Source organism: Limnohabitans rimovensis (SeqCode) (assembly GCF_965234775.1).
In the GTDB taxonomy this organism is placed as follows: Bacteria; Pseudomonadota; Gammaproteobacteria; order Burkholderiales; family Burkholderiaceae_C; genus Limnohabitans; species Limnohabitans rimovensis.
On sequence record NZ_OZ248566.1, the window covers coordinates 468,299 to 482,176 of the forward strand.

General features: G+C 59.9%; 9 protein-coding genes. 4 read left to right on the forward strand and 5 right to left on the reverse strand.

Annotated features, from left to right (window positions below; all coding sequences use genetic code 11):
- Positions 1–96: 96 nt before the first annotated feature.
- Entirely contained in the window at positions 97–1,695 is a 1,599-nt protein-coding gene (locus AC8GFZ_RS11110) for an efflux RND transporter periplasmic adaptor subunit (protein WP_506644945.1), read from the forward strand.
- A gap of 23 nt (positions 1,696–1,718) precedes the next feature.
- On the forward strand, positions 1,719–4,826 hold the full coding sequence (locus AC8GFZ_RS11115; protein WP_506644946.1) for an efflux RND transporter permease subunit: 3,108 nt from the start codon (positions 1,719–1,721) through the stop codon (positions 4,824–4,826).
- A gap of 23 nt (positions 4,827–4,849) precedes the next feature.
- Here the strand turns inward: AC8GFZ_RS11115 and moeA are convergent, their stop codons facing one another.
- The 4 genes from moeA to AC8GFZ_RS11135 form a co-directional block, all read right to left on the reverse strand.
- Positions 4,850–6,124, reverse strand: a complete 1,275-nt coding sequence (gene moeA, locus AC8GFZ_RS11120; protein WP_506644947.1) for a molybdopterin molybdotransferase MoeA — start codon at positions 6,122–6,124, stop codon at positions 4,850–4,852.
- 12 nt (positions 6,125–6,136) lie between these two features.
- Complete coding sequence (gene mobA / locus AC8GFZ_RS11125; RefSeq protein ID WP_506644948.1) at positions 6,137–6,766, reverse strand: molybdenum cofactor guanylyltransferase MobA; 630 nt, start codon at positions 6,764–6,766, stop codon at positions 6,137–6,139.
- 44 nt (positions 6,767–6,810) lie between these two features.
- Positions 6,811–7,971 carry a GTP 3',8-cyclase MoaA gene (moaA, locus tag AC8GFZ_RS11130; protein ID WP_506644949.1) on the reverse strand — a complete coding sequence of 387 codons (1,161 nt, stop codon included), beginning with the start codon at positions 7,969–7,971 and terminating at the stop codon, positions 6,811–6,813.
- Positions 7,972–8,035: 64 nt separating this feature from the next.
- On the reverse strand, positions 8,036–10,222 hold the full coding sequence (locus tag AC8GFZ_RS11135; protein ID WP_506644950.1) for a sodium-translocating pyrophosphatase: 2,187 nt from the start codon (positions 10,220–10,222) through the stop codon (positions 8,036–8,038).
- Positions 10,223–10,461: 239 nt separating this feature from the next.
- Between AC8GFZ_RS11135 and ppa the strand changes: the two genes are divergently transcribed.
- A complete protein-coding gene (gene ppa / locus AC8GFZ_RS11140; protein ID WP_506644951.1) occupies positions 10,462–11,004 on the forward strand; it encodes an inorganic diphosphatase in 543 nt (180 codons plus the stop codon).
- A gap of 13 nt (positions 11,005–11,017) precedes the next feature.
- On the opposite strand, the gene AC8GFZ_RS11145 is transcribed toward ppa, so the two are convergent.
- Positions 11,018–12,190, reverse strand: coding sequence for a GNAT family N-acetyltransferase (locus tag AC8GFZ_RS11145; RefSeq protein ID WP_506644952.1), 1,173 nt, complete (start codon positions 12,188–12,190; stop codon positions 11,018–11,020).
- 23 nt (positions 12,191–12,213) lie between these two features.
- Between AC8GFZ_RS11145 and AC8GFZ_RS11150 the strand changes: the two genes are divergently transcribed.
- A complete protein-coding gene (locus tag AC8GFZ_RS11150) occupies positions 12,214–13,878 on the forward strand; it encodes an NAD+ synthase (protein ID WP_506644953.1) in 1,665 nt (554 codons plus the stop codon).

The following is a 13,878-nucleotide window of genomic DNA, read 5'->3' on the forward strand; positions in this document are numbered from 1 at the left end:
GATCGTCTTTATCGGCGTGGCTGGATTCAGAGCCTGCGGATTTACCCCACAATCAGCGCTTATTTCTGAAATCTGTCTTTTCCAACATTCTGAGACATGGCAACAAAAATCATTTACCCCTTGGTGGCGGTCATTGGCATTGCAGCGGCCTCCGGCGCTGCCTGGTGGCTCCAGCAACCTGGCAAGTCCATCTCGGATATCGTTAACTTCAAATCCGCTGCCGGGCCTGCACCCGCGGGTGGTGGAGCGCCGGGTGCAACTGGCCCAGGGGGCGGCGCACCAGGCGGTCCGCGTGCCATGGGAGTGGAAGTGACCCAGGTCAGCAAAATCAGCATCCGCGACGATGCGCAAACCGTGGGCACCTTGCGCTCACGCCAAAACGTGATGTTGCGCCCCGAGGTGGCTGGTCGTGTGTTGGCCTTGGGCTTCACCGACGGCAACCGTGTGCGCGCCGGTCAATTGCTGGTGCAATTGGATGACACCTTGCAACGCGCCGAGGTGCAGCAGTCTTTGGCCCAGGTGTCGATCGCCAGTGCCAACCACAAACGCAACCAAGACTTGGTGGCGCAAAACTTTGTCGCTCAACGCGTGCTCGATGAAAGCGGTGCGAGCTTGCAAGTGGCGCAAGCCCAGTTGGCCTTGTCCTGTGCGCGGCTGGACCGTATGCGCATCATTGCCCCGTTTTCGGGCACTGTGGGCATTCGCAACGTCAACATCGGCGACTATGTCAAAGACGGCGCAGATTTGATCAACCTGGAAGACATTGGCACTTTGTATGTGGACTTTCGCTTGCCCGAGCGCAACCAGGGCAAGGTGGTGGCCGGTCAAGTGGTCGAACTCGACATCGATGCCATGCCCGGTCGCATGTTCAAGGCCAAAGTGGAGGCGGTGGATCCGCTGATCGATGCCAATGGCCGCTCGATTGGTGTGCGTGCTGTCATGGCCAACACGTCCGGTGAGGCTTCTTTGCCTCCCGGTGGTGGAAAAGGCGGTGCGGGTGCCGCTAAAGGTTCAGCGCCTGGGGCCGCAGCCGGTTCCGCGAGCAAGGCCGGTGCGCCCATGGGTGGTGGTGCCGCCCGCACCCCGGCAGCGTCAGCACCCAGCCCAGTGGCAGCGCCAGTGGCTGTGGCGGCCCCGTTGCCTTCGGGTTGCCCTCCCAATATATTGGCCAGCCGGGTATCTGAATTGCCCGCAGCTGCCCCCTCCGGCCCATTGCGCCCGGGCATGTTTGCCCGCGTCACCGCGGTGTTTGCTTTCAAACCCGAGGCCTTGGCCGTGCCAGAAGAAGCCATCGTTCCCCAAGCCGGGCGGCAATTTGTGTTCAAACTGGTGGAGCCCAGCACCATGGAAAACTTGGGCGCCTTACCTCCCGATACCAAGTGGGTTTCCAAACGTGTGGAAGTGACCATTGGCATTCGCCGACCGGGGCAGGTGGAAATATTGACCGGCTTGGCCGAAGGTGACACGGTGGTGTTGGCCGGCCAGCAGCGATTGCAAAAAGACGGCACAGCGGTGCGCGTGGTCGAGCTGGGTCGGCCGGGTGGCCCTGGTGGCAAGCCGCCTGCTGGCGCACCTGGAATGCCAGCGGCACCGGGTGCACCCGGCGCACCTTCCACGCCGGCGGCGCCTGCTGCTGCACCTGCAGCCGCGGCCTCTCCCGCGGCTCCACCCGCCGCACCGGCTGTTTCTCGTTGATCCAAACGTTTTGAGGTCCTGGCATGCAACTCCCTGAAATATCGATCAGACGCCCGGTTTTTGCGACGGTGCTCTCTTTGTTGATTGTGTTGTTGGGCTGGGTGTCCTTCAACCGGCTCACGGTGCGCGAGTACCCCAAGATCGACAACCCGGTGGTCACGGTGGAAACCAAGTACGTGGGCGCATCCTCCACGGTGGTGGAGTCCCAAGTCACGAAGGTGTTGGAGGACTCGCTGTCGGGCATCGAGGGGGTGGACGTCATCACCTCCATCAGCCGCCAAGAGCAAAGCCAAATCACCGTCAAGTTTGTTCTCTCCCGCGAGCCCGACTCGGCCGCAGCCGATGTGCGCGACAAGGTCTCGCGGGTGCGCCAGCGCTTGCCGCAGGGCATTGATGAACCGGTGATCGCCAAGGTTGAGGCCGACGCCTTCCCAGTGATTTGGCTCGCCTTCAGCTCTGACACCTTGGATCCTTTGCAGCTGAGCGAATTGGCCAACCGCGTGGCCAAGCCCATGATGCAAACCGCGCCGGGTGCCTCTGATGTGCGGGTGTTTGGCGAGCGCAAATACTCGATGCGCATTTGGATTGACCCCGATCGTTTGGCCGCTTTCAAGTTGACCACCCAAGACGTGGAAGACGCTTTGCGCCGATCTAACCTTGAGGTGCCCGCAGGCCGCATTGAAAGCAATTTGCGCGAGTTCAATGTGACCGCTGCCACCGATTTGCAAAAGCCCACTGAATTTGGCGAGATCACCATCAAGTTGGTCAATGGCATGCCGGTGCGCATCAAAGATGTGGCCCGGGTGGCCCAAGGCCCCTTGTCTGAGCGCACCGCTACCCGGTTGAACGGTCGCGATGCGATCACACTGGGCGTGATTCGCAATGCCACCGCCAACCCCTTGGAATTGAGCGCCGCTGTGCGCGCCATGATCCCCAAGATCAAGGACAACCTGCCCCCAGGCATTGAGATCGATGTGGCCAATGACAACTCGGTGTTCATTGACCGGTCCATCAAGGCCGTTTACACAACGATTCTGGAAGCCGTGGTGTTGGTGGCGTTGGTGATTTTCTTTTTCCTGCGCACCTTCCGCGCTTCCATCATTCCACTGGTCACCATCCCAGTGGCGTTGATCGGTACTTTTTCGATGATGGCCTTGTTTGGCTTCTCCATCAATTCGCTGACCATGCTGGCCTTGGTGCTGGCCATTGGCTTGGTGGTGGACGACTCCATTGTGGTGCTGGAGAACATTTACCGCCACATTGAAGAGGGCATGACGCCCTTCCAAGGCGCCATCGTGGGCTCCAAAGAGATTGCCTTTGCGGTGGTGTCCATGACCTTGACCTTGGCTGCGGTGTTTGCGCCCCTGGCCTTCACCCCGGGACGCACGGGCCGATTGTTTGCGGAGTTTGCCTTGGCTTTGGCCGGTTCGGTGATCGTGTCGGGCTTTGTGGCCCTGACCTTGTCGCCCATGATGTGCTCCAAGTTGCTCAAGCACACCGAAAAGCACAACTGGTTTGACAGCAAGATGGAAGTGCTGTTGCGCGGTCTTGAAAACGGTTACAGCCGGATGCTGGGCTGGACCTTGGGCGATGCCAAATTGGGTTTTTTGCGGTTTTCGCGCCGCTGGTTTGTGGTGGGCATCATGCTCTCGGCTGCCGTGGGCACGGTGGTTTTGTTCATGCAAACCAAGAGCGAGCTTTCCCCCATGGAAGACCGGGGTGTGATTCTGACGGTGATCAACGGGCCCGATGGCGCCACGATGAACTACACCATGAAGTACGCCGAAGCCTTGGAGAAAATAGGTGCGCGCTACCAGGCTGACTTTGACCGCATCTTCACCGTGGTGGGCAATCCCACTGTGGCCCAAGGGAATGTGTTTTTCAGGGGCTTGCCGTGGGAGGAGCGCAGCCGCACCACCATGGATGTGGCGCGGGAAATCACCCCCTTTGTGGCGAGCATGCCGGGTGTCACGGCATTCCCCATCACGCCGCCCTCACTGGGGCAAGGCTTTCGAGAACGCCCCCTTAACTTCGTTATTCTGACTTCCGACAGTTACCAAAACCTGTCGCAGGTGGTGCGCCAGTACCAGGAAGAAATTGCCAAAAATCCTGGCATCGTCAGTGTTGACACTGATTTGCGTTTGAACAAGCCGGAGATCAGCATGGAGGTGGACCGCGAGCGCGCCGCTGACATGGGCGTGCCCGTGGACGCCATTGCCCGCGCGGTCGAGACCATGATGGGAGGGCGCAACGTCACCCGTTACAAGCGCGAAGGTGAGCAGTATGAAGTGGTGGTGCAAACCACTGCAACTGGTCGCGACACCCCCAATGACATTGAAAAGATTTTCGTGCGGGGCCGCAATGAGGCCATGATTCCCTTGTCGGCTTTGGTCAAAATCAAAGAGGTGGTGGTGCCGCGTGAGCTGAACCACTTCAGCCAGCGCCGCAGTGCCACCATCACCGCCAATTTGGCCCCCAATTACTCTTTGGGTGAAGCCTTGGTGTTCATGAAGGATGTGTCTAAAAAGGTGCTCAAGCCCGGCTATTCCACCGACTTGAACGGCACTTCGCGTGAGTTTGTCGAGTCATCGGGCTCCTTGGCCTTGGTGTTTGTGCTGGCTTTGTTGTTCATCTTTTTGGTCTTGGCCGCTCAGTTTGAAAGCTTTGTGGATCCGTTTGTGATCTTGCTATCGGTCCCTTTGTCCATGGTGGGTGCCTTGCTCGCGCTCAAGTGGTCGGGGGGGTCGCTCAATGTGTTCAGCCAAATTGGCCTGATCACCTTGGTGGGATTGATCACCAAGCACGGCATTTTGATTGTGGAGTTTTCCAACCAAATGCGCGGCAAGGGCAAGAGCACCATGGTGGCGGTCAAAGAGGCTGCCACCATGCGTTTGCGCCCCATTTTGATGACCACTGGCGCCATGGTGCTGGGGGCCATTCCGCTGGCCATGGCCACGGGTGCCGGTGCCGAAAGCCGGCGTCAAATTGGTTGGGTGATTGTGGGCGGCATGTCGCTGGGCACTTTGCTGACCATTTTTGTGGTGCCCACCATGTACACCTTGTTTGCCCGCAAGTCCACGCCGGGCGCCATCACCACGGTGATCCACGAGCCAGGCCACGACCCGGCCTGATTCCCGCCTGCGCTTGACGGCGCTCAAATCGCGCCGTCAAACAGCATCACATCCACCGGGTCGCCGACGGCGACATGGCCTTGGTCGTGGTGCAACACGATCAAGGCATTGCCTTGCACCATGGAGCTGAGCACGCCCGAGCCTTGGTTGCCGGTGGTGCGCACTTGCAATGCCCCGTTGTCTGAGCGGCTGACCACCCCACGTTGGTATTCGGTGCGCCCCGCTTTTTTGCGCATGGCTTGCTGGCTTTGTGCCCGCACCAGCAGGGGGGGTGCATCAGTGCAGCCCATCATGCGCCACAGGGCAGGGCGCACGAAGGCCAAAAACGTGACCATCACCGCCACCGGGTTGCCCGGCAGGCCAAACATCAGGGTCTGGCCCATGCGACCCACCGCCATCGGGCGGCCCGGGCGCATGGCAATGCGCCAAAAGTCCACGTCACCGAGTTCGCGCATCAAGGCCTTGGTGTGGTCGGCTTCGCCCACGCTCACACCGCCACTGGTGATGATGGCGTCTGCCCGCTGGGCGGCTTCTTCAAAGGCGGCGCGCAGGCGTTGGGGGTCGTCAGGCACCACGCCGAGGTCAATCCATTCGCAGCCCATGCGCTGCAGCAAGCCACAAACTGTGTAGCGGTTGCTGTCGTACACCGCGCCCTCACGGGGTACCTGGCCGAGGCTCAAAATTTCGTCGCCGGTCGAGAAGTAGGCTACCCGCAGGCGCTGGCGCACAGCCACCTCGGGCAGCCCCAAGCTGGCCAACAAGCCCCAGGCCGCTGGGGTGAGCCGTTGGCCTTGGCGCAGGGCGGCTTGTCCTTGGGCAATGTCTTCGCCACGCAAACGCCGGTTGTCGCCGGTGTGTACCCGTCCTAAGGGAATGGTGATGCGCTCGCCTTGAACCTGCACCATTTCATGCGCTACCACGGTGTCCAACCCAGCAGGCATGATGGCCCCGGTGGTGATGCGCAGGCATTGACCCGTCTTGGGCGGCGGACCGGCCCAGGCCGCGCCCGCCAGGGCGTGGCCCACGCATTGCAGCACCGTTGGCTCGGTGGCGGACAGGTCCGAACCGGTGAAAGCAAAGCCATCCATGGCCGAGTTGTCGTGGGGCGGGACATCGACGGGGGACACCACATCGCGGGCCAAGATGCGTTCACCCGCGGTCATGACCGGCAAGGTCTCTACAGGGCCGTCATGCCGCAAGGGTGCGAGTTGCTCTAAAAAAGCCTGAACCTGTGGCACTGACAGGGCTTGCGGGTCATAGCCTTCCAGGGCAGCGGCGATTTGCGCCAGTGACTTCATCACCATGCCCGGCTAACTGGACAGCCGCTGCAGTTCGGCCAGGGTGTTGGCGTTGGCAAATGCGCGCGGGTCGTCATGGGCTTGGTTGAAGGGCACCAATACCGTGGGGTGTTGGGCGGTCCATTGGTCAATTTTTCGCCCTCCACCTTGGGTAAAGCGCGCCAAGCTTTCGAGCAAGGACACCGGCAGCAGGCAAAACACCGGTTGGGTGCGCAGTTGGGTTTGGCCATCTGGATCGGTTTCTAAGCCGCTGGCCATGGCGATGGCCTGGTCTGACCCGCTCAAGGCCTGGGCCATGCGCTCGGCCAAGTCGGTGGGGAACCAGGGCGTATCGCAGGGCACAGTCAACAGGTAAGGGGTTTCGCAGCGCTCCAAGCCAGTCAAAAAACCGGCCAAGGGGCCGGCATGGTCACTCAAGGTGTCGGGCCACACTGGTGCGCCAAAAGCCTCGTAAGCGGCCAAGTTGCGGTTGGCATTGATCATGGTTTCGCCCACTTGGGGGCTCAGGCGCATCAAAGTGTGCAAAGCCAGGGGGAGACCTTGAAAATTTTGTAAACCTTTGTCCACCCCACCCATGCGCGAACCCCGCCCACCGGCCAAAACCAGACCAGTGATGTCTTGCGAGGCGATGCTGTGGGTCATGCTTGGGCGTGCTGGTAGGCTGCGGTCAGGTTCAGAGCTGGGCCTCAGCCCCCGATGTAGCTCATCTCGACGCGCTTGAGCCCGCTGCCCGAGGGGCCTTGTTGGGCGCCGCGCAGTTCGGAGTAACGGTCGTCGCGGCCATGCCAAATTTGAGCAATGGCCGCGCTGAGTTGTGCATCACTGGCCCCTTGGCGCACCAAGCTGCGCAAGTCATGCCCCTGCGACGCAAACAGGCACAGGTAAAGCTGACCTTCGGTGGATAAGCGAGCCCGGTTGCAGTCACCGCAAAAAGCCTGGGTCACACTGCTGATGAAGCCCACTTCACCCAAGGCCGGGTCGTGTTGGCCGTCGGCTCCTGCATGGCCCCAACGCTGTGCGGTCTCTCCAGACGTTGATGCCGACAAGGACACCAATCGAAATTCGGTTTGCAGCAATTGGAGCAATTCTTTCGAGGGGACCACCTCATCCATGGCCCAGCCATTGGTTTCGCCCACGTCCATGTACTCAATGAAGCGCAAAGCCATGCCGCTGCCCAGAAAGTGCCGCGCCATGGGCAAGACTTCGCCCAGGTTGGTGTGGCGCTTGACCACCATGTTGATCTTGATGCCGCTGGGCCTGCCCGAGGCGTCAACGCCCAAGCCAGCATCGACCGCTGCTTGGATGCCGTTCAGCACATCGCTGACCGGAAAGTCCACATCGTTCATTTGGCGAAACACGGTGTCGCTCAATCCGTCCAGGCTGATGGTGATGCGTTTCAAGCCCGCTTGCTTCAAGGCTTGGGCCTTGCGTGACAGCAAAGAGCCGTTGGTGGTCAATGTCAGGTCCAATGGCAAACCATCGGGTGTGTGCAGCTCAGACAGTTGTGCCACCAGCACCTCGATGTGTTTGCGCAGCAGCGGCTCACCGCCGGTAAGTCGAATTTTTTGCACCCCATGGGCCACAAATTGGCGCGCCACCCGGGTGATCTCTTCAAAGCTCAGCAGCGAGGACTGGGGCAAGTAGGTGTAGCTGTTATCAAACACCTCTTTGGGCATGCAGTAATTGCAGCGGAAGTTGCAGCGGTCGGTGACGCTGATGCGCAAATCGCGCAAAGGCCGCTGGCGTTGGTCCCGCAGCAGACCCGTCGGCGCAACCAGGGGCATGGGTAAATCCCAGGCCTGGCCTTGGTGGCGCTGATCGATCAAAGGAATGGTGCGTGAACCCATGCGTTGATTGTGCCCGAGGCAAAAAAAGACCCGCGCAAGCGGGTCTTTGGGGAGCGCAGCAGTTTTACTTGCTGGCTGCTGGGGCGGGCGCAGAAGCCTCAGCCGCAGGCGCCAAGGTGGGCGCTGTGGCGGTGCTGGCCGCTGGTGCCACCACCGCTGGTGGCGTGGTCACGTGGGCTGGCGCGGCTTTGGGCGTGTTATTGCCAGGCAGGATGGGCACAATCAGCAAGGCCACGATGTTGATGATCTTGATCAACGGGTTCACGGCGGGACCGGCGGTGTCTTTGTAGGGGTCGCCCACGGTATCACCGGTCACAGCCGCTTTGTGCGCTTCGCTGCCTTTGCCGCCAAAGTTTCCATCTTCGATGTACTTTTTGGCGTTGTCCCAAGCACCGCCGCCGGTGCACATGGAGATGGCCACGAACAGGCCGGTCACTATGGTGCCCATGAGCAAACCACCCAAGGCGGCAGGGCCCAGAGTCAGGCCCACAATGACGGGAACCACCACGGGCAGCAGTGAGGGCACCACCATTTCCTTGATGGCAGCAGTGGTCAGCATGTCCACGGCCGCGCTGTAATCGGGCTTGCGTTTGCCGGCCATGATGTCACCGTCAGCAAATTGGCGGCGCACTTCAACCACCACCGAACCCGCGGCACGGCCCACCGCTTCCATGGCCATGGCACCAAACAGGTAGGGAATCAAGCCACCGATGAACAGGCCCACGATCACCTTCGGATCACTCAAGCTGAAAGCCACGTCCAGGCCACGGCTTTCCAAAGAGTGGGTGTAGTCGGCAAACAGCACCAGGGCGGCCAATCCGGCCGAACCGATGGCGTAGCCTTTGGTCACGGCCTTGGTGGTGTTGCCCACCGCATCCAAGGGGTCGGTCACGTCACGCACAGACTTGGGCAGCTCGGCCATTTCGGCAATGCCACCGGCGTTGTCGGTGATGGGGCCGTAGGCGTCCAAGGCCACCACGATGCCGGCCATGCTGAGCATGGCGGTAGCAGCGATGGCAATGCCATACAACTCGCCCAGTTGGTAGGCCGACAAAATGCCTGCACACACCATCAGCACCGGCCAGGCGGTGGAGCGCATGGACACGCCCAGGCCGGCAATGATGTTGGTGCCGTGGCCAGTGGTGGAAGCTTGTGCAATGTGTTTGACCGGCGGGTATTGGGTGCCGGTGTAGTACTCGGTGACCCACACCAAAGCGGCGGTCAACAGCAAGCCGACCGCACAAGCGCCCCACAGGCGAATTTGGGTGCCAGCACCCAAGGCGTCGTCGGGCATGATGGCCTTGGTGACGAAATAAAACGCCACCAACGACAGCACGCCAGCCACGGCCAGACCCTTGTACAGGGCGGGCATGACGTTTTTCATGCCGGGTGAGGCTTTGACGAAAAAGCAACCAATGATGGAGGCAATGATGGACACCCCGCCAAGCACCAAGGGGTAGAGCACTGCTGCCATCGGGGCTGCATTCACCATCAATGCACCCAAGACCATGGTGGCAATCAAGGTCACCGCATAGGTTTCGAACAAGTCGGCAGCCATGCCAGCGCAGTCACCGACGTTGTCGCCGACGTTGTCGGCGATCACGGCGGGGTTGCGCGGGTCGTCCTCGGGAATACCGGCTTCGACTTTGCCCACCAAATCGGCGCCAACGTCAGCGCCTTTGGTGAAGATGCCACCACCCAAACGGGCGAAGATGGAGATCAACGAGGAACCAAAGGCAAATCCCATCAAGGGATTGAGCAAGGAGGCCAGGCTCTTATCGGGGGTCAGGTTGCCGTTGCCAACCAAAAACCAAAAGAAGCCGCCCACGCCCAGCAGGCCCAATCCCACCACCAGCATGCCGGTGATGGCGCCGCCTTTGAAGGCCACGTCCAAAGCCGGACCGATGCCGTGGGTGGCCGCTTGTGCGGTGCGCACATTGGCCTTGACCGACACATTCATGCCGATGAAGCCACAAGCCCCGGACAGCAGTGCGCCAATGACAAAACCAATGGCGGTTTGCGAGCCCAAAAAGACCCCGATCAAAATGGCCAACACCACACCCACGATGGTGATGGTGCGGTACTGACGCGCCAAATAAGCGGCGGCACCTTGTTGAATGGCCGATGCAATTTCTTGCATGCGGGCATTTCCAGCATCCATGGACAAAATGGAAGCACGGGCCCAAAAGCCGTAAATCACGGCAATGACACCGCAAGCGAGCGCAAAAATGAGCGCTGAGTTGCCAGACATAAAGTCTCCTTAGAGTTTCCCTTGAGTGAGGTGGTCCAACACAATGGCCAGACCACGACCGATGTGTTGCTTCCTCAGACCGATGAAATCCTCGGTGTCCGATTGGCCAACCCGTGGAATGTAAGCGAAGCGCGCCTAGGGTTGACCCTAGACGTGTCGCTTGCAAGTCCAGTGAAAGTAAAATGAGGGTTAATACGGATAAAGCCTTTTCGCCATTCTTTTTTTGTTTTGGAACTTCCATGTCACTCGATAACGTCACCCCCGGCGATCAACTGCCCCACGCTTTCAACGTCATCATTGAAATCCCCATGAACGCCGACCCGGTGAAATACGAGGTAGACAAGGCCACGGGTGCGATTTTTGTGGACCGTTTCATGAGCACCTCGATGCATTACCCCACCAACTACGGCTATGTGCCCAAAACCATCAGTGGCGATGGCGACCCGGTGGACGTGCTGGTGATCACGCCCGTCCCTTTGATCCCCGGCGTGGTGGTGACTTGTCGGCCCATTGGTATTTTGAAAATGGAAGACGAGGCTGGCATGGACGGCAAGGTCTTGGCCGTGCCGACCGACAAAATTTTGTCCATTTACACCCAATGGCAAAAGCCCGAAGACTTGAACCCCATGCGCTTGAAAACCATTGCCCATTTCTTTGAGCATTACAAAGACTTGGAGCCCGGCAAGTGGGTCAAGATTTTGGGTTGGGAAGGCCCACAAGCGGCCATTCAAGAGGTGTTGGACGGTATCGCCAACTACCAAAAAGAGCACGGATTGGCCTGAACCGGCCCCGGATTTACTCCATGGCGGCCAGGTCGTTCGCTGGTTTGTAGGGCGTGCGCTGGCCCAAGTGCTCCATGTAGTTGTCCACGCCCCGACCTTCGCGCTCTAAAAACTGGCCAATGGCCTGGGCAAAGCGGGTGTCGGCCACCCCATGGGCGCTGTGTGTCATCACCGGCATCAGGGCCCGGGCCATCTTGTGTTCACCCTGGGCACCGCCTTCAAAGCGCTGCACCCCGTTTTGCAAGCACCAGAGCAGGGGTTGGTAATAACAGGCCTCAAAGTGCAGGCAGTCCACCCGTTCCAGCGCACCCCAATAGCGGCCGTAGGCCACGCCAGGGCGGTCAGTGCCATCTGACAGGCCAATCAGGCTGCAGGCCATGGGCAAACCATTTCGCTCGCCCAACAACAGCAACCAGTTCTCCGGCATGTGGTCTGCCATGGCTTGGAAAAAAGACCGGCTCAGGTAAGGCGCATTGCCGTGCTCTAAATAAGTGCGCTCGTAGCAGGCATAGAAAAAATCCCATTCGGCTGTGCCTATGTCGCGACCGCGCAGGGCTTGGAACTGAACCCCGGCATCGGTCACACGGCGCCGCTCTTGTTTGATTTTTTTGCGCTTTTCTTGTTGCAGGCTGGCCAAAAAAGCGTCGAAGTCGCTCCAGCCTTGGTTGTGCCAATGGAATTGCACGGTGTGGCGCTGCATCCATTGGGCCTGGGTGCAAGCAGCGATGTCCGAATCACTGCCAAACAACAGGTGCCAGGAAGAGATCTGTTGCTCATCGCACCACTGTTGCAGCGCTTGCAACAAAGCTTGGCGGGCAGTGTCATCGCGCGCCAACAAGCGGCTGCCTGGTACCGGCGTGAAAGGCACGGCAACCAAGGCCTTGGGGTAATAGCTCAGGCCATGTTGCTCATAGGCGTTGGCCCAGGCCCAGTCAAACACATATTCACCATACGAGTGGCTCTTCAAGTAAAGCGGGCAGGCGGCATGCAGTTGGTCGCCTTGCCACAGGCTCAGGAACTGGGCGCTCCATCCGGTCCGCGCTGTGGCACTGCCGCTGGTTTGCATGGCGCTCAAATAGGCGTGGCGCATGAAGGGCGTGGGGTGGGTTTGCTGGGCCAGCAAAGCGTCCCACTGTTCAGTGTCAATGTCTTGGGGGTTGTTGTCAACCCGAATGCCATAATTCATGCGCTCAGTATCCATCCCTATTTATGACACTACTTCTCAGCGTTGCCCAGCTCAATTTTGTCGTTGGCGACATGGCGGGCAATGCCCAAAAAATCATCGAAGCTGCACGCACCGGTTACCAGCGCGGGGTGCGCTTGTTGCTGACGCCCGAATTGTCGATTTGTGGCTATGCTGCAGAAGATTTGTTTTTGCGTCCGTCCTTCATCCGAGCCTGCGATGATGCCTTGAAAACCATCACCACCACCTTGGCCGATTTAAAAGGCCTGCATGTGGTGGTGGGCCACCCCAGTGGAGGCGACAGCCGCACCCGTTCGGTGTCGGTGGTGCAGCGATTCAACCGCGCCAGTGTCCTCAGCGAGGGCCAGGTGGTGGCTTTTGCCGATAAACGCGAATTGCCCAACTACCAGGTGTTTGACGAGCGCCGCTATTTCACCCCAGGCCACAGCACCTGTGTGTTTGAGGTGGGCGGTTGGCGTGTGGGGTTGTTGATTTGTGAGGACGCCTGGTTCGAGGCCCCGGCTGCGGATGCCTTGGCCGCCGGGGCGCAGATGCTGGCCGTGGTCAATGCCTCGCCGTTTCACGTGGGCAAGGGCGGCGAGCGTGAGGCCACCATGCGCCAGCGCTGTGAGCAAACCGGTTTGCCCCTGATCTACGCGCATTTGGTGGGCGGGCAAGACGAGGTGGTTTTTGAGGGCCGGTCGTTTGTCTTGGGCGCTGACGGCGAATTGCTTGGGCGCGCCCAGAGTTTTCAAGAGCAGGCGTTTGACATTGGATTGGACCGACCCTCGGGCCTGGTCCAGGTGCAAGCCACACTGGCCCAAGCCCAAAGCCTGGAGTCCGATCTGTGGCATGCCTTGGTGATGGGGGTGCGCGATTACATTGGTAAAAACGGATTCCCCGGGGCCTTGTTGGGTTTGTCGGGTGGCATCGACTCGGCCCTGGTGCTGGCCATTGCGGTGGACGCGCTGGGTCCCGAACATGTGCGGGCCGTGATGATGCCTTCGCCCTACACGGCCGATATCAGTTGGATCGATGCCCGCGAGATGGCCCAGCGCATGGGCGTTCGTTACGACGAACACTCCATCGTGCCGGAATTCGAAGCCTTTTTGGCCACCTTGGCCGGCGAGTTCGCGAACAGCCCGGTCGATACCACCGAAGAAAACATTCAAGCGCGCATCCGGGGGACCTTGTTGATGGCCTTGTCCAACAAGTTCGGCGCCATTGTGCTGACCACGGGCAACAAAAGCGAAATGGCCACCGGCTACTGCACCTTATACGGGGACATGGCGGGTGGTTTTGCGGTCATCAAGGACGTGGTCAAAACCATGGTCTTTCGCTTGGCCCACTGGCGCAATGCCAACGACCCCTTTGGCCGGGGCTTGAACCCCATCCCAGAGCGCATCATCACGCGTCCGCCCAGCGCGGAGTTGCGACCCGACCAAACCGACCAAGACAGTTTGCCCGCTTACGAGGTGCTCGATGACATCTTGGAGCGCTTCATGGAAAACGACGAAAGCCCTGCGCACATCGTGCAGTCCGGCCACAGCCCGGCCGATGTGGAGAAAGTCACCCGCTTGATTCGCATCAATGAATACAAGCGCCGTCAGTCCCCCGTGGGCATTCGCGTCACCCACCGCAGCTTTGGCAAAGATTGGCGCTATCCTATTACCAATCGCTTCCGCGAATGA

What these genes read in the sequence shown, in the direction of transcription:
- moeA (WP_506644947.1), bottom strand. Translation starts at nt 6,124, where the DNA reads ATGAAGTCACTGGCGCAAATCGCCGCTGCCCTGGAAGGCTATGACCCG.
- AC8GFZ_RS11150 (WP_506644953.1), top strand. Translation starts at nt 12,214, where the DNA reads ATGACACTACTTCTCAGCGTTGCCCAGCTCAATTTTGTCGTTGGCGAC.
- AC8GFZ_RS11135 (WP_506644950.1), bottom strand. Translation starts at nt 10,222, where the DNA reads ATGTCTGGCAACTCAGCGCTCATTTTTGCGCTCGCTTGCGGTGTCATT.
- AC8GFZ_RS11145 (WP_506644952.1), bottom strand. Translation starts at nt 12,190, where the DNA reads ATGAATTATGGCATTCGGGTTGACAACAACCCCCAAGACATTGACACT.
- AC8GFZ_RS11110 (WP_506644945.1), top strand. Translation starts at nt 97, where the DNA reads ATGGCAACAAAAATCATTTACCCCTTGGTGGCGGTCATTGGCATTGCA.
- mobA (WP_506644948.1), bottom strand. Translation starts at nt 6,766, where the DNA reads ATGACCCACAGCATCGCCTCGCAAGACATCACTGGTCTGGTTTTGGCC.
- ppa (WP_506644951.1), top strand. Translation starts at nt 10,462, where the DNA reads ATGTCACTCGATAACGTCACCCCCGGCGATCAACTGCCCCACGCTTTC.
- moaA (WP_506644949.1), bottom strand. Translation starts at nt 7,971, where the DNA reads ATGGGTTCACGCACCATTCCTTTGATCGATCAGCGCCACCAAGGCCAG.
- AC8GFZ_RS11115 (WP_506644946.1), top strand. Translation starts at nt 1,719, where the DNA reads ATGCAACTCCCTGAAATATCGATCAGACGCCCGGTTTTTGCGACGGTG.